At 60.8% G+C, this 17,482-nt stretch carries 17 protein-coding genes and 1 pseudogene; 8 read left to right on the top strand and 10 right to left on the bottom strand.

Going from position 1 to position 17,482, the window contains the following annotated elements:
* Positions 1-36 precede the first annotated feature (36 nt).
* Both F0169_RS13615 and F0169_RS13610 read right to left on the bottom strand, forming a co-directional pair.
* Positions 37-333 (bottom strand): DUF3077 domain-containing protein, encoded by a 297-nt coding sequence (locus tag F0169_RS13615; protein ID WP_152746822.1) that lies wholly within the window; start codon positions 331-333, stop codon positions 37-39.
* Positions 334-834: 501 nt separating this feature from the next.
* Entirely contained in the window at positions 835-1,296 is a 462-nt protein-coding gene (locus tag F0169_RS13610) for an Lrp/AsnC family transcriptional regulator (RefSeq protein ID WP_152746821.1), read from the bottom strand.
* A gap of 160 nt (positions 1,297-1,456) precedes the next feature.
* On the opposite strand from F0169_RS13610, the gene yedA reads away from it, so the two are divergent.
* Together yedA and rhlE1 are read left to right on the top strand one after the other, a co-directional pair.
* Positions 1,457-2,353, top strand: coding sequence for a drug/metabolite exporter YedA (gene yedA / locus F0169_RS13605; protein WP_152746820.1), 897 nt, complete (start codon positions 1,457-1,459; stop codon positions 2,351-2,353).
* 48 nt (positions 2,354-2,401) lie between these two features.
* Positions 2,402-3,736, top strand: coding sequence for an RNA helicase RhlE1 (gene rhlE1, locus F0169_RS13600; RefSeq protein WP_058413865.1), 1,335 nt, complete (start codon positions 2,402-2,404; stop codon positions 3,734-3,736).
* A 126-nt stretch (positions 3,737-3,862) separates the two neighbouring features.
* Here the strand turns inward: rhlE1 and F0169_RS13595 are convergent, their stop codons facing one another.
* Both F0169_RS13595 and F0169_RS13590 read right to left on the bottom strand, forming a co-directional pair.
* Positions 3,863-5,089 carry a TIGR03862 family flavoprotein gene (locus F0169_RS13595; protein ID WP_152746819.1) on the bottom strand — a complete coding sequence of 409 codons (1,227 nt, stop codon included), beginning with the start codon at positions 5,087-5,089 and terminating at the stop codon, positions 3,863-3,865.
* A 170-nt stretch (positions 5,090-5,259) separates the two neighbouring features.
* Positions 5,260-6,180 (bottom strand): histone deacetylase family protein, encoded by a 921-nt coding sequence (locus F0169_RS13590; protein ID WP_058413867.1) that lies wholly within the window; start codon positions 6,178-6,180, stop codon positions 5,260-5,262.
* A gap of 75 nt (positions 6,181-6,255) precedes the next feature.
* Between F0169_RS13590 and F0169_RS13585 the strand changes: the two genes are divergently transcribed.
* Genes F0169_RS13585 through F0169_RS13575 form a run of 3 tightly spaced genes read left to right on the top strand, consistent with a single transcriptional unit; the run spans position 6,256 to position 8,338 of the window.
* A complete protein-coding gene (locus tag F0169_RS13585; protein ID WP_058413868.1) occupies positions 6,256-6,825 on the top strand; it encodes a GNAT family N-acetyltransferase in 570 nt (189 codons plus the stop codon).
* A 41-nt stretch (positions 6,826-6,866) separates the two neighbouring features.
* On the top strand, positions 6,867-7,736 hold the full coding sequence (gene tesB / locus F0169_RS13580) for an acyl-CoA thioesterase II (RefSeq protein ID WP_058413869.1): 870 nt from the start codon (positions 6,867-6,869) through the stop codon (positions 7,734-7,736).
* Positions 7,733-8,338 (top strand): HAD family hydrolase, encoded by a 606-nt coding sequence (locus tag F0169_RS13575; protein WP_152746818.1) that lies wholly within the window; start codon positions 7,733-7,735, stop codon positions 8,336-8,338. The genes tesB and F0169_RS13575 overlap by 4 nt, the downstream gene beginning before the upstream one ends.
* Before the next feature lie 144 nt (positions 8,339-8,482).
* Here the strand turns inward: F0169_RS13575 and F0169_RS13570 are convergent, their stop codons facing one another.
* The 3 genes from F0169_RS13570 to F0169_RS13560 form a co-directional block, all read right to left on the bottom strand.
* Positions 8,483-9,469, bottom strand: coding sequence for an alpha/beta hydrolase (locus F0169_RS13570; protein ID WP_152746817.1), 987 nt, complete (start codon positions 9,467-9,469; stop codon positions 8,483-8,485).
* Entirely contained in the window at positions 9,470-10,357 is an 888-nt protein-coding gene (gene ypfJ, locus F0169_RS13565; RefSeq protein ID WP_152746816.1) for a KPN_02809 family neutral zinc metallopeptidase, read from the bottom strand. It abuts the gene before it with no gap.
* An 86-nt stretch (positions 10,358-10,443) separates the two neighbouring features.
* On the bottom strand, positions 10,444-10,860 hold the full coding sequence (locus F0169_RS13560) for a membrane lipoprotein lipid attachment site-containing protein (RefSeq protein ID WP_152746815.1): 417 nt from the start codon (positions 10,858-10,860) through the stop codon (positions 10,444-10,446).
* A gap of 185 nt (positions 10,861-11,045) precedes the next feature.
* Between F0169_RS13560 and F0169_RS13555 the strand changes: the two genes are divergently transcribed.
* Positions 11,046-11,924 carry a DMT family transporter gene (locus F0169_RS13555; RefSeq protein ID WP_152746814.1) on the top strand — a complete coding sequence of 293 codons (879 nt, stop codon included), beginning with the start codon at positions 11,046-11,048 and terminating at the stop codon, positions 11,922-11,924.
* Position 11,925: 1 nt separating this feature from the next.
* Here the strand turns inward: F0169_RS13555 and F0169_RS13550 are convergent.
* A pseudogene (locus tag F0169_RS13550) lies at positions 11,926-13,091 on the bottom strand (MFS transporter).
* 400 nt (positions 13,092-13,491) lie between these two features.
* Between F0169_RS13550 and quiC the strand changes: the two are divergent.
* Together quiC and F0169_RS13540 are read left to right on the top strand one after the other, a co-directional pair.
* Positions 13,492-15,393, top strand: coding sequence for a 3-dehydroshikimate dehydratase QuiC (gene quiC / locus F0169_RS13545; protein ID WP_152746813.1), 1,902 nt, complete (start codon positions 13,492-13,494; stop codon positions 15,391-15,393).
* Positions 15,394-15,470: 77 nt separating this feature from the next.
* The gene (locus F0169_RS13540; RefSeq protein WP_058413877.1) at positions 15,471-16,136 is read left to right on the top strand and encodes a TetR/AcrR family transcriptional regulator; all 666 of its coding nucleotides are present in this window, start codon (positions 15,471-15,473) and stop codon (positions 16,134-16,136) included.
* A gap of 36 nt (positions 16,137-16,172) precedes the next feature.
* On the opposite strand, the gene F0169_RS13535 is transcribed toward F0169_RS13540, so the two are convergent.
* Entirely contained in the window at positions 16,173-17,021 is an 849-nt protein-coding gene (locus F0169_RS13535; protein WP_152746812.1) for a shikimate dehydrogenase, read from the bottom strand.
* Complete coding sequence (gene aroQ, locus F0169_RS13530; RefSeq protein WP_058413879.1) at positions 17,018-17,467, bottom strand: type II 3-dehydroquinate dehydratase; 450 nt, start codon at positions 17,465-17,467, stop codon at positions 17,018-17,020. Before aroQ ends, F0169_RS13535 begins: the two co-directional genes overlap by 4 nt.
* Between the last annotated feature and the right edge of the window lie 15 nt (positions 17,468-17,482).

Genomic DNA, 17,482 nt, shown 5'->3' with positions numbered 1-17,482 from the left:
GTCGCACCGCCCCTCCCACAGTTATTTATGCGGCGCCTATCGAGGCTGCACACACTCCAACGCCCGATCTACAACTTCCTTCGCCATCCCCACCAAATGCATCACCGCACGCTGCTGCGGGTTCACTGCATCACCCAACACATTTGTCGTCTCCACCGCGCAATGCAGCAAATCGGCCGCATGGGCGAGGGCATCTTCGAAGCTCAAGTTGTCATTCAGCACAAAGTTGGGCGCATCCGGGGCGGAGGCTTTGAGGTAGTAGTCGATGGCTCGACGATTGAGCAGGGCGTCTTCGCTGAGGAACGTGGGTGGATCTGGGGTAACTTTGACCATGTTGTAATTCCTTTTGTTACGGAAGGAGCTGCATCCATTCGCTTGCACGCGAAATAGGGTGGCAGCGGTACGCGGGTGTGCAAAGACCGGGAAAAAAGGTAAACCCAGCAGATCCGAAGATCTCCCGCGCACCGCCGCCATTACAGATCAACACCAAGCATTGATACACCCGTGTTAATGCGTTCAGACGTTTGTACGGATTTTATTCGGTCGGACTTGCACGTCCGGTCACCGAAAACTCGATGACTGGGCGAGACTAGCGACCTAATCCGGCGGAAACAAGGCCGTGGAATTCTCTAGGAAATTTCCCGCAAATGAAAGGGATCGGTCTTGCTGGCCATTGAAACATCAGGCATTGGGGAGGGTTCTTAAGATTTCCTGAAACAGTCAGTAGGTTGAGTCTGATTCCTGTGTAGGACGCTGCCACTGACGCCCTCGGGAGCACGTCGAATCGTCGCACTGCCCCTCGCACGTTTTGAATCTGCGCCCGCCAGCGGTAGATCAGCCCCCATTTTTGCCATTGCCCTCCAACTGCCCCAGCGGCACTCGCCGCTCTATCGCGCTGGATAAAATAATCGAGGTCTTGCTGAACCCGAACTTTGCGATCCGGTTGATCAGGTTCTCCAGTTCCGGCATCGAGCCCACCGCCGCTTGCATGATCACGCAGGGGTCGCCGGTGACGCGGTGGCATTCGGTCAGTTCGGGAATTTCGGCCAGTGCGTCGTAGACCTTCTGGCTGCCGTGGTTGGTCAGGCGCACTTCAATGACGCACTGGATCGGCAACCCCACTTTGGACAGGTCGACCTTGGCCTGATAGCCGGTGATCACGCCGCTGGCTTCAAGCTTGGCCACGCGTTCGGCGACGGCGGGCGCGGAGAGGTTAACCGTGCGCGCGAGTTGCGCGAAGGACGCGCGGCCGTCTTCGAGCAGGGCGCTGAGGAGCATGCGGTCATATTTGTCCATGATAAGGCGCCTGGAATACATGGCTTTCGAAAGTACGGTTTATAGCGCTCATAACCATGCTTTGAAAAGTGTATGGGCGGTTTAAACAGGTTTTGTAACTTATGTTTAACGGCCCGCCTTTCTAAAATAAGCCTCCCTTATTCTGCCGCAGAGCTACCCAATGCCAGGCCCACGTCGTTTTCCCTTACCGTTGATCGCTGCCTTTTTTGCGTTGTATGTGATCTGGGGGTCTACCTACCTGGTGATTCGGATCGGCGTGGAATACTGGCCGCCGCTGATGCTGGGCGGGATTCGTTTTTTGCTGGCGGGTGTGGCGATGTATGGCTTTTTGCGCTGGCGCGGTGCGCCGGCGCCGACCTGGGCGCAGTGGAAGGCGGCTGCCAAAATCGGCATTTTGCTGCTGACCTTCGGTAATGGCGCGGTGACGGTGGCCGAACACACGGGGGTCGCCTCCGGTGTGGCCGCGCTGGCGGTGGCGACGGTGCCGTTGTTCACGTTGTTGTGCGGCTATTTCTGGGGGGCACGTAACACCCGCCTGGAGTGGGCCGGGGTGGTGCTGGGGATTATCGGCATTGGCATGCTCAACCTGGGCTCCAACCTGCAATCGAGCCCGACCGGTGCGCTGTTGTTGCTGTTTGCTGCCGCTTCCTGGGCGTTCGGCTCGGTGTGGAGCAAACACTTGCCGCTGCCTGCGGGGGCTATGGCCAGTGCGGCGGAAATGATCATCGCCGGGGCCATGCTCTTGCTGGGCAGTGCGCTGACCGGTGAGCACCTGCACGCCATGCCGCCGCTTGAGGGCTGGCTGGCCCTGGCCTACTTGGCCGTGTTCGGTTCGGTTATCGCGTTTAACGCGTATATGTATTTGCTCAAGCACGTACGCCCGGCGGCCGCGACCAGCTACGCCTACGTGAACCCGGCCGTCGCGGTGTTGTTGGGCATTGTGTTTGTCGGCGAAACCATTGGTATGGAAGAAGCCTTGGCGATGCTGGTGATCATCAGCGCGGTGCTGTTAATCAGCCTGCCTCAGTGGCGCAAGCCGAAGCCGGAAATAAGGTAAACTGCGGCGCATTACGGCTTTGCGCTGAATTTTTCCTACGGTAAACACATGACTTTCGCCACCCTTGGCCTGATCGAACCCTTGCTGCGCGCCCTTGAGACGCTTGGCTACCAGACCCCGACGCCGGTGCAGGCGCAAGCGATTCCGGCGGTGCTGGCCGGTCGCGACCTGATGGCTGCGGCCCAAACCGGCACCGGCAAGACCGCTGGTTTCGCCCTGCCGCTCCTGCAATTGCTGACAATGGAAGGGCCGAAAGTCGCCGCCAACTCGGCACGCGCGCTGATCCTGTGCCCGACCCGCGAGCTGGCCGAGCAGGTTCACCAAAGCGTTGCCGAGTATGCACAACACCTGCCGCTGACCACGTATGCGGTGTACGGCGGCGTGAGCATCAACCCGCAGATGATGAAGCTGCGCAAAGGCGTCGACATTTTGGTCGCTACGCCTGGCCGCCTGATCGACCTGTTTCGCCAGAACGCGCTGAAGCTTAATCAGCTGCAAACCCTGGTGCTGGATGAAGCCGACCGCATGCTCGACCTGGGTTTCTCCGAGGAGCTGGCGAACATCTACCGCATGCTGCCGAAAAAGCGCCAGACCTTGCTGTTTTCCGCGACGTTCTCCGATGAAATTCGCCAGCTCGCCGGGCAGATGCTCAACGACCCGCTGACGGTCGAAGTCAGCCCGCGTAACGTGGCCGCCAACACCGTCAAGCAGTGGGTGGTGCCGGTCGACAAGAAGCGCAAGGCAGAGCTGTTTGTGCACCTGATGCGCAAAGGCCGATGGAAGCAGGTGCTGGTGTTCGCCAAAACCCGCAACGGCGTGGATGCGTTAGTGGATAAGTTGCAAGGCCTGGGCATCAATGCCGATGGCATCCACGGTGACAAGCCACAAGCGACCCGCCAACGTGCGCTCGACCGCTTCAAATCCAGCGATGTGCAGATTCTGGTGGCCACCGACGTGGCGGCGCGTGGGTTGGACATCGAAGACCTGCCGCTGGTGGTCAACTTTGACCTGCCGATCGTGGCTGAGGATTACATCCACCGTATCGGCCGTACGGGCCGGGCGGGCAACACCGGTGAGGCGATTTCGCTGGTGTGCGCCGATGAGGTGAACATGCTGTCGGCCATCGAGATGCTCACGCGTCAGACCTTGACCCGGCACATGGAGCAGGATTTCGAACCGGAGCATCGCGTGCCAGACACCGATGCCAGCGGCCAAGTGGTGAAGAAGCCGAAAAAACCGAAGAAGCCTAAAACTTCGGGCGGCGGCGGTAAGCGCAATTTGGGCAAGTGGGTGGACAGCGGGGAAGCGTCGCCGGTGGAACCTTCGATTAAACCTGTGCGTAAAGTGCCTGTTTTTAATACGGGGCCGCGTAAGAAGAAGTGATTTTTCGGCGTTGCCGATGGCCTCATCGGGAGCAAGCCCCCTCCCACATTTTTGATCTGTGAATACATTCAAAATGTGCGAGGGGCGGTGCGAAGATTCGACTGGCTGCCGATGGCGGTTTTGACTTCAGCGCTTAAGCCACTCCAGCACGCCGCGCCCAGCCGCCCGGCCGCTGGCAAAACACCCGGTCAGCAGATACCCGCCGGTCGGCGCTTCCCAATCCAGCATTTCCCCCGCACAAAACACCCCCGGCAATGCTTTGAGCATCAACCGTTCATCCAGCGCCTCGAATGGCACACCACCCGCCGTGCTGATCGCTTCGTCCATCGGCCGGGTTTTCACCAGGTTCAGCGGCAACGCCTTGATGCTCAACGCCAACTGCGCCGGATCATTGAAGTGTTGCGCAGGCGCCAACTCACGCAAGAGCGCGGCTTTCACCCCATCCAGGCCCAGTTGGCTGTGCAAATGTTTGCTCATCGAGCGCGAACCACGCGGTTTGGCCAACGCGGCCTGCACCTTGTCCAGCGGTTTGCTCGGCAACAGGTCGATGTGCACGGTGGCGGAGCCGTGCCGATTGATCGCTTGCCGAATCGGCGCCGACAGCGCGTAGATCAAACTGCCCTCGATACCGCTGGCCGTGACCACACATTCCCCGAGCCGAGGGCTGTCATCCGCCAACCCGATGGCGACGTTTTTCAACGGCGCGCCCGCGAATTTGCTGACCATCAATTCGCTCCAGGCTGACACCTCAAAGCCACAATTACTCGGTTGCAGTGGCGCACACGGCACGCCTCTTTCCTCCAGCAATCTGAGCCAGGCACCGTCGGAACCCAAGCGTGACCAACTGCCGCCGCCCAAGGCCAGCAACACTGCGTCGCTGTGGACAGTTTTATCGCCATCCGGGCTGTGGATAAGTAAATCGCCATCGGCATTCCAGCCCAGCCAGCGATGCCGGGTGTGGATAACCACGCCGTGGTCGCGCAGGCGCTTGAGCCACGCGCGCAGTAGCGGGGCGGCTTTCATGTCGGTAGGGAAGACTCGGCCCGAGGTGCCGACAAAAGTTTGAATGCCCAGCGCGTGAATCCATTCGCACAAGGCTTCGGCACCAAATTCGCGCAACAATGGCGCCACGTGCGGCGCGCGTTCGGCATAGCGCGACACAAACGCCGGGTAAGCCTCGGAGTGGGTGATGTTCATACCGCCCACACCCGCCAGCAGGAACTTGCGCCCCACCGACGGCATGCCGTCATACAGGTCGACCCGCACGCCCGCTTGGCTCAAGACTTCAGCGGCCATCAGCCCGGCAGGGCCGCCGCCGATGATGGCAACGTGTGTGGAGGCGGTTTGAGGCATGGGCAGGGCTACGTTCGCTGAATAGGCCGAGCATTCTACCCGAGGACAGCCTGGCTGCCTGATCAAAAAATGTACACTTTCCTACAGGCCATACGGCTGTTTGCTCTCAGCGCCTTACGCTCAAGTTATCCACAGGCCGTTCCACAGGCATTGTGGGTAAGCTTCACAGTTCAATGACAACCTGATGACGCCCACACCCGCTGCGCGCTGTGGTGCAGGATGCCGTGGCGACGGGCCAGGGCAGGGCGGTCTTTGCTGTAGCCGCCACCGATCACGCCCATCACCGGGATGTCGCGCCCCAGGCAATGGCGCATCACGCTTTCATCACGCGCGGCCACGCCGGCGTCTGTCAGCTTGAGGTAACCGAGGGCGTCATCCTTGTGCACGTCTACACCGGCGTCGTACAGCACCAGGTCGGGCTGGTAGAGCGGCAACAGGTAGTTGAGCGCGTCGTCCACCACCTTGAGGTAATCGGCATCGCCCATGCCCATGGGCAGCGGGATGTCCCAATCACTTTGCGCCTTGCGCGCGGGGAAGTTCTTTTCGCAGTGCAGCGACACGGTGATTGCATCCGGCGTGTCGTGGAGGATGCGCGCGGTGCCATCGCCCTGGTGCACGTCGCAGTCGAAGATCAGCACGCGGTTGACCCGGCCGCTGGCCAGCAGGTACTGGCTGATCACCGCCAAGTCATTAAAGATGCAAAAGCCTGCCGGGTAATCGTAATGCGCGTGGTGCGTGCCGCCCGCCAAGTGGCAGGCCAAGCCGTGCTGCAGCGCTTGTTCCGCCGCCAGTATCGAGCCGCCGACCGCGCGCACGGTGCGCCGCGCCAACGCTTCGCTCCAGGGCAGGCCGAGGCGCCGTTGGTCTTCGCGGCTCAACTGGCCGCTCATGTAGCGTTCGATATACCCAGGGTCATGCGCGAGGGCCAGAATCTCTGGCGGGCACAGCGCCGGGCGCAGCAATTGGCTGTCGTGCGTCAGGCCGCTGTCCACCAAGTGGTCGCGCAACAGGCGAAACTTGTCCATGGGAAAGCGGTGTTCCGCCGGGAACTCGGGGCTGTAGTCATCGTGGTAGATCAATGGCAAAGGCATGGGATTTTCTGACGGGAACCTGCGAAGGATCTTACCAGCGCTGTACACTCACGCACATCGCAAGGGAGGGGACCCATGGAGCCGATACTGGAATTGGAAAGCGCACGCCTGGTGCTGCGCCAATGGCGCGACAGCGACCTGCCGGAATTTGCGCGTATGTGCGCCGACTCGCAGGTGATGCGCTATTTCCCGGCCACGTTGGGCCACTTGGAAAGCGCCGCGTTGATTGGCCGGATTCGCGGCCACTTCGCCGAGTATGGCTTTGGTTTTTGGGCCTTGCAGCGCAAGGACACCGGCGAGTTTATCGGCCTGACCGGGTTGCAGAATGTCAGCTTTGAAGCCGACTTTGTGCCGGCGGTAGAGATTGGCTGGCGCTTGGCCCGCGAGCATTGGGGCTTGGGTTACGCCAGTGAAGCGGCCTGGACCGCGCTGCGCTGTGGGTTTGACCGGTTGCAGCTGGATGAAATCCTCGCCTTCACCACCGAAACCAATTTGCCATCACAAAAAGTCATGCAAGCCATCGGTATGCATTACGCTCCCCAGGCAGACTTTGAACACCCCAAAGTCGCAGCCGATAACCCGCTGCGCCACCATGTTTTGTACCGCATCACCCGCGCCCAATGGTTGGACACGCTGCATGGATAAGCAGCCCGGAATGCCTTATCGATTGTTGTAGGAGTTGCTCAATGAGCCAAGTATTGGAAGACCTAGTGGACTTGCTGACCCTGGAGCCGATCGAGGAAAACCTCTTTCGTGGCCGCAGCCAAGACCTGGGTTTTCGCCAACTGTTCGGTGGCCAGGTGCTGGGCCAGTCGTTGTCGGCCGCCAGCCAAACCGTCGATGAAGCGCGGCACGTGCATTCCTTGCACGGCTATTTTTTGCGCCCGGGCGATGCCGCGTTGCCGGTGGTGTATTCGGTGGACCGGGTGCGCGATGGCGGCAGTTTCAGCACGCGCCGGGTCACGGCGATTCAGAAGGGCAACCCGATTTTTACCTGCAGCGCGTCGTTTCAATATGACGAAGAAGGTTTTGAGCACCAGACCACCATGCCGGTGGTGGTCGGCCCGGAAAACCTGCCGTCGGAACTTGAGCTGACCAAACAGCGCGCGCACCTGATCCCCGAGCACATGCGCGACAAGTTGCTGTGCCCCAAGCCGATCGAAGTGCGCCCGGTCACCGAAAAAGACCCGTTCAACCCGCAGCCGTCCGACCCGGTCAAATACGTGTGGTTTCGGGCAGACGGCGCGCTGGCCGACTCGCCCGCGCTGCATAAATACCTGCTGGCCTATGCCTCGGACTTCGGCCTGCTGACCACCTCGTTGCTGCCGCATGGCAAAACCGTGTGGCAAAAAGACATGCAAGTCGCCAGCCTCGACCACGCGCTGTGGTTTCACGCCGACTTGCGCGCCGATGACTGGTTGCTCTACGCGATGGACAGCCCATGGGCGGGTAATTCGCGCGGTTTCTCACGCGGCAGCGTGTACAACCGCGCCGGGCAGTTGGTGGCGTCGGTGACGCAGGAAGGCTTGATCCGCCATCGCAAGGATTGGTCATGAGCCTGTCGCACGTTAAGCACTGGGTGTTCGACATGGACGGCACGCTCACGGTGGCGGTGCATGACTTTGCCGCGATTCGCGTGGCCCTCGACATCCCGCCGGAAGACGACATTCTCACGCATTTGGCGGCACTACCGGCGGATGTCGCGGCGGCCAAACATGCCTGGCTGCTTGAGCATGAGCGCGAGTTGGCGCTGGGTTCGGTGGCGGCTGAAGGTGCGGTGGCGCTGGTGCGCGAACTGGCCGGGCGTGGCTATCGCTTGGGCATTTTGACGCGCAATGCGCGCGAGTTGGCGCACGTCACGCTGGAGGCGATTGGTTTGGCGGACTGCTTTGCGGTTGACGACGTGCTGGGGCGTGAGGACGCGCCGCCCAAGCCTGACCCCGGTGGTTTGCTGAAACTGGCGGCGGCTTGGGAGGTTTCGCCCACGCACATGGTGATGGTCGGGGATTACCGCTTTGACCTGGATTGCGGGCGCGCGGCGGGGGCAAAGACGGTGCTGGTGAATCTGCCGGAAAACCCGTGGCCGGAGCTTGCAGATTGGCATGCTGAAGACTGTGCGGCCTTGCACCGGATGATCCAGCGCAAGCTCTGGCTTTAGCCTTAGACACTGGAGATCAACTGTGGGAGGGGGCTTGCTCCCGATGGCGGTGGGTCAGTCAGAACATGTGTAGCTGACCCACCGCCATCGGGAGCAAGCCCCCTCCCACAGTTTGATTCCCACAGTTTGATACGGTTTTTTCAGTTATTTCCCGAACAACACCTTTTTACCTTCAGGCGAAGTGAATATCCCGTCGCCGTTATGCCCAACCCCCGGCACTTCCACCAGCGTGTGGCTCAGCTGCGGATGACGCGCTTTCAGGTAGTCAAAATAATTGTGCCCGCGAATCAGCCGATACGCGCCCTGGGTCTCGGCTTCGCAGCTCTTATCCAGCGCCGGGTGATTCGGGTCGGTGTCTTGCTGGCCGAGCAGGTAGGTGACGTTGCGCGACACGTAGGTTTGCTCAAGCCGCGTTGCGCTCTGGCCGTCGGCGTAGGCCGGCAGGTGTTGCATGCCGTACTTCCAGTCGTTGAAGCCAGGGCAACTGGCGGCGTCGAACTTCACCGGGCGCTGCGCGCTGAAGTAGGCGTAGGTCGATGGGTTTGCCACCACGTAACGCAGGCTGATGCCTTCGGTTTTCAACAGTGGGTGGTCGTGGCCGGTGAGGGCGAAACGCTGCACCACTTGGCCGCCGCCGGAGTGGCCGGCTACCACGATTTCTTTCAGTGCCGGGAACAGCGTGCGGTTGCCCAAGTGTTTGATGATGCGGTCGAGCGCGCCATAGGAGCTGACCTGGCCTGGGCCGGTCGACGGCTCGCCGGCCATCCAGTCATTGCCCTTCCAGCGCAGCACCTGGTCGCCCAAGTGGTTGCGCTTCACGTCTGAGGCGTTCAGAAACTGCGGCGCGATCACCAGTGTCGTGGCGCCAAGCCCGGCATGCTCGGCGGCAGATTCACCGCTGTGCAAGTAGGTCTGCGCGTTGCGCTGGCGACCGTGCACGATGATCAGCGCACGGGTAACGTTGGGCAGCGGCTGGCGCCAGTCCTGGCTCAGGCCCACGCTGAGGTCGCCAGCCTCCAGGTGCAAACGATCAGGGCTGACGTCTTTGACGCCGTGTTCTTTCTCGGCTGCCCAAGTGAAAGGCGCGCAGGTGATCAACACGCCCAACAGCAAACCCAATCGTTTTTTCATCTAGAGGCTCTTGGCGGCGAAGGTATCGCATTGAGTGATCTGGCCTTGGGCGAAGCCGGTTTTGAACCAGCGAACCCGCTGCGCCGAGGTGCCGTGGGTAAACGAGTCCGGCACCACGCGCCCTTGACTCTGTTGCTGCAAACGATCATCGCCGATGGCGTTGGCCGCGTTCAATGCTTCTTCAATGTCGCCGGGCTCCAGCCAGTTAAGGCGCTTTTGCGCACGGTTGGCCCACACGCCGGCAAAACAGTCCGCTTGCAGCTCCTGGCGTACCAACAGGCCGCCGTCGCCCTGCATCGGCCGGCCTTGTTGGCGCGCGGCCTGGATCTTCGACGATATGCCGAGCAACGTTTGCACGTGATGCCCGACTTCGTGAGCGATCACGTAGGCCTGCGCGAAATCGCCGGCGGCCTGGAAGCGTTGCGACATTTCCCGGAAGAAATCCAGGTCCAGGTACACCTGTTGGTCGGCCGGGCAATAAAACGGGCCGCTGGCCGAGGTCGCGCCACCGCAGGCGGAATTGACCCGGCCACGGAACAGAATCAGTTTGGGGTTCTGGTAGGTCAGGCCGTTTTCCTTGAACACTTGGCCCCACGTGTCTTCGGTATCACCGAGTACGGCGCGCACAAAGTCGGCCTGCTCATCGTTGGCCGGCGGGGCCTGGCGCGATTGAGTGCTGGCGGTGGGCGCCTGTTCCATCTGGCCGGTCAACTGGCCGAGGATCTGCATCGGGTCCTGGCCGGTCAGCCAGCCGATGCCCACTATCAGCACAATCGCCGTGAGGCTCAGGCCCTTGCCGCCGCCAAAACGCATGCCGCCACCACCACTGCCGCTGTCATCGCGGGCATCTACCACGTTGTCGCTGCGTCGGCCTTTTTTCCATAGCATGAAGCAATCCTCTCGATAAACCTTGGGAACAGTGTGGTGGGTGCGCAGGCATGGCGCCCGTTTAATGCTGTGTCAGCAAAGCTTGCTCAGTCGCGGCAGTAGCCCTCGCCGGTATCGACAATCAGGCAGTCCTTTTTATCCGCCAGCCATTTCAACCCCGTCGCTTCACCGTCGCCGGCGCTCAGTTGTTGCGGGCCGTCCGGGCGGGTAAAGGTGATGCCATCTTCGTTGGCTTCACCTTTGAAGGTGCCCGAATCATCGGCGTCGACCCCGTATTGCATGGTCAGGAGGTAGTGGCCACGGCCAATGCTGTCGTCTTTGGCGATGGTCAGGTACAGGCCTTCGACGCCCACCCACTTGCCCACCCATTTATCCGTCGGTGGGGTGTGCGGCACCAGGGTCGCCTGCACCGACGCGGGGGCGGGTTTGGGGGCTTCTTTCGTCTCCTGATTACACGCGGCGAGCAGGGCGACGGCAGAAAGAATAAACAGTGTTTTTTTCATAGCGGCAGGGCCTTGGTTAAAAAGTACGCAACGCGCGAGCAAACCTGCAGCGTTGGACTCGAATCCGGTGATTTAGTGCGCTGTTCGCACGGTGTTTGGTCATGCTCTTGGGGCAGACGCAGGCCCGGCTGCTAGAGTAACGGGTTGAGTGCCCCAGCGTTCAGCGCGCCATGCAAGAGAACCCAATGACTGTCAGTACACCGCTCTCCGGCGTCAACCACCCCTTTAAAGGTATTTTGCTGATTGTGGTGGCGACGTTTCTGTTTTCCAGCCACGACGCCTTGTCCAAGTACCTGGCGGGGTTTTACCCGATTGTGATGGTGGTGTGGGCGCGCTACCTGGTGCACACGGTGTTGATGGCGGGCATCTTCCTGCCGCAATCGGGCCTGCGTGTGCTGCGCAGCAAGCGGCCGGGCATGCAGTTGGTGCGAGCGTTGTGCCTGCTGGCCACCAGCCTGTTTTTTACCACCGCGCTGCATTACATCCCGTTGGCTGAAGCTACGGCAGTGAACTTCCTGGCGCCGATTCTGGTGACCGCGTTGTCGGTGCCTTTGCTCGGCGAGCATGTCACGCGTGGCCAATGGCTGGCGGTGATCTGCGGGTTTATCGGCGTGCTGGTGATCATCCACCCCGGCGGCGAGCTGTTCACGCCTGCGGTGTTGCTGCCGCTGTGTTCGGCGATGTTCTTCTGCTTTTACCAACTGCTCACGCGCATCCTGAGCAAATACGACACCCCCACCACCAGCAACTTTTTCGCCGGCCTGTGCAATACCGTGGTGATGAGCGCGATGGTGCCGTTCTTCTGGCAAATCCCGAAGCTGTGGCATGGCGTGTTGATGCTGGCGCTGGGCACCTGCGGGATGACCGCGCACTTGATGCTGACGCAGGCGTTTCGCTTCGCGGCACCGGCCTTGCTGGCGCCGTTTGGCTATTGCCAGATCGTGTTTGCCGGGTTGTTGGGCTGGCTGGTGTTCAGCCATACCCCCGACATGACCACGGTGGTCGGCATCGGGGTTATCTGCCTGAGCGGGTTAGCCGCTGCCTGGCAGCAGCGGCGGCGCTGAATCACACGTCTACGCTGGGAATCTTGCGCGGCGCCATGAAGTACATCCACGTCAGCGCAATGAAGTACATCGCCGGTATCAGCGTGAACAGCACGGTGTAGTTATTGTGGGTGACGGTGAGGATATGGCCGACGATTTGGGTCATGAACATGCCGCCGATGGCTGCGCACATGCCGCCGAAACCAAACACCGTGCTCATCATGTGCTTGGGCGTGTAGTCCATCACCAGGCTCCAGATGTTGGCGGTCCAGGCCTGATGCGCGCCGATGGCCAGCGAAATCGCGAACACCGCAACCCACAGTTGGCTGGAGCCTGCGGCCATTATCACGCCGACGATGCAGCAGGCAAACAGCAGCATCGACAGCAGCCGTGCCTTGATCGAGTTCATCCCGCGGCCAATCAGGAACGACGACAGAATGCCGCCGCCCACGCTGCCGAAGTCGGCGGTCAGGTAAATGATGATCAGCGGGATGCCCATTTGGGTCACGTTGATGCCCAGGTTGTATTGCTGGTTCAAAAACGGCGGCAGCCAATACAGGTAAAACCAGAACACCGGGGCGGTCAGCGAGTAGGCGATGGCAAAGGCCCAGGTGCCGCGCATGCGCAGGATACGGCTGAAGGGCACGCTCGGTTGCGGCGGCTCGACTTCCTGTTGCACGTAGGCAAGCTCCGACTGTTTAACGCTCGGATGGTCTTCGGGGTTGTAGTACTTCAAGCCCCAGAACAGCAGCCAGATACCGCCGAGTGCCGACATGCACAGGAACGCCGCCTGCCAGCCCCACACGTGAAGAATCAACGGCAACAGCATCGGCGTCATCATCGCGCCGACATTCGTGCCGGCGTTGAAAATACCGGTGGCCACCGCGCGTTCACCGGCCGGGAACCACAGCCGCGTGGTCTTGACGCACGCCGGGTAGTTCGCGGCTTCGGTCAGCCCGAGGATAAACCGGCACATCATAAAACCTACGGCAGAGGTGGCCAGGCCGTGGGCGCCGTGGCCAGGCTCCACAGCAGCACGGCGCAGAAGAACACGCGTTTTACGCCGACGCGGTCGATCAGGCGGCCCTGCAGCACGAAGCCGATGGCGTAGCCGACCTGAAACCAAAAGTTGATGTTGGCGTAGTCCATCGCCGTCCAGCTCATCTCCTTGGCCAAAATCGGTTGCATTACGCCCAGAGCGGCACGGTCGATGTAGTTCAGGGTGGTGGCGAAGAACACCAGGGCCAGCATGCCCCAGCGCGTTTTACCCACGGCCAGGGCGCCGCGAATCTTGTCGCCGATGCCGGCGTGCGGGTTGCCTGGGCGCGCGGCCAGGGCGGAATTTTGCAGAGGCATGAGGTCGTACCCGTTTTTTGAAATTTTTATGGTGTGTTCTGGGTCTTTTTTCTATGAGGGTTGCGTCGTCGATGGTGCGCAGTGACTAAAAAATCGTCAATTCGCCGATTGCCATTTTGTTCGATAATCGCCCAAAAAACTAACCGGTTCGTACATTTCAATTGCTGTGTACAGTTTAGCGGCGAATAATTTGCCGTAAATAAGACGAGCCTCAAATGCCGGGAGTCGCCCCATGCAACGCTCCATTGCCACCGTTTCCTTGAGTGGAACCTTGCCGGAAAAACTCGAAGCCATCGCGGCTGCCGGGTTTGATGGCGTGGAAATTTTTGAAAATGACCTGCTGTATTACGACGGCAGCCCGCGCGAAGTCAGGCAAATGTGTGCCGACCTCGGCATTGCTATCACCTTGTTCCAACCGTTTCGCGACTTTGAAGGCTGCCGCCGTGACCGCTTGGCGCGCAACCTGGAGCGTGCCGAGCGTAAATTCGATTTGATGCAAGAGCTGGGCACCGACCTGGTGCTGGTGTGCAGCAACGCGTCGGCTGATTGCGTGGGCGACGAGCGCATTTTGCTCGACGACCTTGGCCTGTTGGCCGAGCACGCCGGCCGCCGTGGCCTGCGCATTGGTTATGAAGCACTGGCCTGGGGCAAGCATGTGAACACCTGGCAGCAGGTGTGGAACCTGGTGCGTCAGATCGATCACCCAAGCCTCGGTGTGCTGCTCGACAGTTTTCACACGCTGTCGTTGAAAGGCGACCCGAGCGCCATCGCCGACATCCCTGGCGACAAAATCTTCTTTGTGCAAATGGCCGACGCGCCGATCCTGGCCATGGATGTGCTGGAGTGGAGCCGGCATTTCCGCTGCTTCCCGGGCCAGGGCGAATTTGACTTGGCGGGCTTTCTGGCGCCGATCATCAAGAGTGGTTACACCGGGCCGTTGTCGCTGGAAATTTTCAACGACGGTTTCCGTGCCGCGCCGACGCGGGCGAATGCGGCGGATGGCTTGCGCTCGTTGCTGTACCTGGAAGAGAAAACCCGCCAACGCCTGGCGCAGGAACAACCTGCCGCGCCGGTCGAGATACTGTTTGATACCCCGGCCGCCAGCGAATATGACGGCATTGAATTCCTCGAATTTGCCGTGGACGAAAACCTCGGCGCCAAGCTCACCCAATGGCTGGAGCGCATGGGGTTCGTCAAGGCCGGGCAGCACCGCTCCAAAAGCGTGAGCTTGTTGCGCCAGGGCGACATCAATTTGATCCTCAATAGCGAACCCTATTCTTTCGCGCATAACTTTTTTGAAGCGCATGGGCCGTCGTTGTGCGCCACGGCGATTCGGGTCAAAGACAGTGCCAAGGCGCTGGAGCGGGCGGTGGCCTTTAACGGCCAGCCTTATCGCGGTTTGGTCGGGCCTAATGAACTTGAACTGGCGGCGGTGCGCGCGCCGGATGGCAGCCTGATTTACTTGGTGGATCAGAGCGAAGGCGGGCTGTACGACACCGACTTCAAGCTGCAAACCGCAACGGCTTCGAGCGGCGGCCTGTTGCGCATCGACCATATGGCGATGGCCCTGCCGGCCGACAGCCTCGACAGTTGGGTGCTGTTTTATAAAAGCCTGCTGGATTTTGAAGCCGATGACGAAGTGGTGCTGCCCGACCCTTACGGTTTGGTGAAAAGCCGCGCGCTGCGTAGCCGCTGCAGCTCGATTCGGCTGCCGTTGAATATTTCCGAAAACCGCAACACGGCAATTTCCCACGCGCTGTCGAGCTATCGCGGCTCGGGCGTGCATCACATTGCGTTCGACTGCGCGGATATTTTCGCCGAAGTCAGCCGGGCCAAAGAGGCCGGCGTACCATTGCTGGATATTCCACTCAACTACTACGACGACCTGGCGGCGCGGTTTGATTTCGACGACGAGTTCCTCAGCGAACTGGCGTATTACAACGTGTTGTACGACCGTGACGCTCAGGGCGGTGAGTTGTTTCACGTCTACACCGAGCCGTTCGAGGGGCGGTTTTTCTTCGAGATCATCCAGCGCAAGAACGGCTATGCCGGCTACGGCGCGGCCAACGTGGCGGTGCGCTTGGCGGCGATGGCCAAATCGCGCAGCGGCGCGGTGCGCCAGGCGCGGCTATAACGGCGGGGCGGGTGCTTCCTTCGGCGAGCGCCGCGCCGCATAATCACCGCCTGCATAACACAGGCTGTGAGCGCCCCATGACTTCGAGTCCCGAACTCCCCGCGGTGTCAGACGCACCGCGTAAGGGTCGTAAGAACAACCCCGGAAAGACCCGCGAAAACATCCTTCAGGAAGCCATCGTCGAGTTTGTTCAGCAGGGCCTGTCCGGCGCTCGCGTGGATGCAATCGCCGAGCGCATCCACACCTCCAAACGCATGATCTATTACTACTTCGGCAGCAAGGAGCAGTTGTACGTCGAGGTGCTGGAGAAACTCTACGGCGACATTCGCAACACCGAAACCCGCATGAACCTCACCGAGCTTGAACCGCGCGAAGCGATCCGCCGCCTGGTCGAATTCACCTTTGATCACCACGACCAGAACGTGGATTTCGTGCGCATCGTGAGCATCGAAAATATCCACAATGCCGAATACGTGAAGCGTTCGGATTCGATCAAGGCGATGAACAGCAACATCCTTGAATCGTTGGGCGTTACCCTGCGCCGCGGCGCCGAGATGGGGCTGTTTCGTGAAGGGCTGGAGCCGTTGGACGTGCACCTGCTGATCAACTCGTTCAGCTTTTACCGGGTGTCCAACCGCCATACGTTCAGTGAGATCTTTCAGATCGAGCTGTCGGACGAGGCGATTAAACAGCGGCATCGAGAGATGATTTGCGAGTCGGTGATGCGTTACCTGCAGGCCTGAATGCATTCAATGTGTGAGGGCGCACGCCCCCTCCACTCAGGCAGTCATGCTCTGGAAGTGCGCCAGCATGCGCTGCGCATCGGGCGCCTCGCCACTGAACAACTCGAACGCCTTCACCGCTTGAAACACCGCCATGTTGCCGCCGTCCAGTGTGCGGCAACCCAACGCGCGGGCATCGCGCAGCAGCTCGGTTTCCAGCGGGAAGTAGACGATCTCCGCGACCCATAATTCAGCCCGCAACAAGGCCGCTGGCACCGGCGTGCCGGGCAATTTTGCCATGCCCATCGGCGTGGTGTTCACCAGGCCATCCGCCTCGGCCATGGCGTTCTCCAACTGGCTGCCGACTTGGGCGCGACCGCTGCCGAAGCGTTGCGCAAGGTTATCCACAAGGTCGCGGGCGCGGGCCACGTCCACGTCGAAGATGCTCAAGTGCTGCACACCCTCGGCCAGCAGCGCATGGGCCACCGCCGCGCCCGCACCGCCGGCGCCCATCTGGACCACGCGTTGACGTGCGACATCACTCAAGTTGCGCCGAAAGCCTTCAGCGAATCCCAGGCAGTCGGTGTTGTGGCCGATACGTTTGCCGTGTTTGAACACCACCGTATTCACCGCGCCAATGCCACGCGCCTCGTCGGACAATTCATCGAGTAACGGCAGAATCGCCTGTTTGCACGGGTAGGTAATGTTCAGCCCGGTGAACTGCATCAGCTCGGCGGCGTCCAGCAGGTCGGGCAGGGCAGTGATGTTCAGTTGCAGCGGTTCCAGATCGATCAGGCGATACAGGTAGCGCAGCCCTTGCGCATCGCCTTCCTGCTCATGCAGGGCGGGTGTGCGGGAGGCTTGGATACCCGCGCCGATCAGCCCGGCGAGAATGCGCGGCTTCATTGGCCTGATCCTTTCAACGTGTGGCTGAAGTGTTCCAGCGCCAAATGGTAGCCATGGCTGCCAAAGCCTGCGAGTACCGCCTTGGCGATGGGCGACACAAACGAGTGATGCCGAAACGCCTCACGTGCGTGCACGTTGGAAAGGTGCACTTCAATCACCGGCACTTCACTGGCCACCAACGCATCACGAATCGCCACCGACGTGTGCGTCCAGGCCGCCGGGTTGATCACGATGCCGGCGCAACGCGCGCGCGCGCCGTGTATCCAGTCGAGTAACTCGCCTTCGTGGTTGGTCTGGCGAAATTCTATTTTGAGTCCGAGTTTTTCCGCGCTGCGGCCACACAGCGCGGCGACATCGGCCAGGGTTTCATGGCCGTAGGTGGCGGGCTCGCGAGTGCCGAGCAGGTTGAGGTTGGGGCCGTTAAGCACCAGCACGATGGGCTGCATCAGGGTGTCTCCAGA

Origin of the sequence: Pseudomonas kitaguniensis, assembly GCF_009296165.1 — a bacterium.
GTDB classification, from domain to species: domain Bacteria; phylum Pseudomonadota; class Gammaproteobacteria; order Pseudomonadales; family Pseudomonadaceae; genus Aquipseudomonas; species Aquipseudomonas kitaguniensis.
The sequence above is the reverse complement of the archived record's forward strand: the minus strand, read 5'-3'. Positions and strand labels throughout refer to the sequence as shown.

Coding starts and splice junctions, on each gene's coding strand:
- F0169_RS13585 (WP_058413868.1), top strand. CDS start 6,256: ATGGAGCCGATACTGGAATTGGAAAGCGCACGCCTGGTGCTGCGCCAA.
- F0169_RS13570 (WP_152746817.1), bottom strand. CDS start 9,469: ATGAAAAAACGATTGGGTTTGCTGTTGGGCGTGTTGATCACCTGCGCG.
- aroQ (WP_058413879.1), bottom strand. CDS start 17,467: ATGCAGCCCATCGTGCTGGTGCTTAACGGCCCCAACCTCAACCTGCTC.
- quiC (WP_152746813.1), top strand. CDS start 13,492: ATGCAACGCTCCATTGCCACCGTTTCCTTGAGTGGAACCTTGCCGGAA.
- F0169_RS13610 (WP_152746821.1), bottom strand. CDS start 1,296: ATGGACAAATATGACCGCATGCTCCTCAGCGCCCTGCTCGAAGACGGC.
- tesB (WP_058413869.1), top strand. CDS start 6,867: ATGAGCCAAGTATTGGAAGACCTAGTGGACTTGCTGACCCTGGAGCCG.
- F0169_RS13615 (WP_152746822.1), bottom strand. CDS start 333: ATGGTCAAAGTTACCCCAGATCCACCCACGTTCCTCAGCGAAGACGCC.
- F0169_RS13540 (WP_058413877.1), top strand. CDS start 15,471: ATGACTTCGAGTCCCGAACTCCCCGCGGTGTCAGACGCACCGCGTAAG.
- F0169_RS13555 (WP_152746814.1), top strand. CDS start 11,046: ATGACTGTCAGTACACCGCTCTCCGGCGTCAACCACCCCTTTAAAGGT.
- F0169_RS13590 (WP_058413867.1), bottom strand. CDS start 6,180: ATGCCTTTGCCATTGATCTACCACGATGACTACAGCCCCGAGTTCCCG.
- F0169_RS13575 (WP_152746818.1), top strand. CDS start 7,733: ATGAGCCTGTCGCACGTTAAGCACTGGGTGTTCGACATGGACGGCACG.
- F0169_RS13560 (WP_152746815.1), bottom strand. CDS start 10,860: ATGAAAAAAACACTGTTTATTCTTTCTGCCGTCGCCCTGCTCGCCGCG.
- ypfJ (WP_152746816.1), bottom strand. CDS start 10,357: ATGCTATGGAAAAAAGGCCGACGCAGCGACAACGTGGTAGATGCCCGC.
- rhlE1 (WP_058413865.1), top strand. CDS start 2,402: ATGACTTTCGCCACCCTTGGCCTGATCGAACCCTTGCTGCGCGCCCTT.
- F0169_RS13535 (WP_152746812.1), bottom strand. CDS start 17,021: ATGAAGCCGCGCATTCTCGCCGGGCTGATCGGCGCGGGTATCCAAGCC.
- F0169_RS13595 (WP_152746819.1), bottom strand. CDS start 5,089: ATGCCTCAAACCGCCTCCACACACGTTGCCATCATCGGCGGCGGCCCT.
- yedA (WP_152746820.1), top strand. CDS start 1,457: ATGCCAGGCCCACGTCGTTTTCCCTTACCGTTGATCGCTGCCTTTTTT.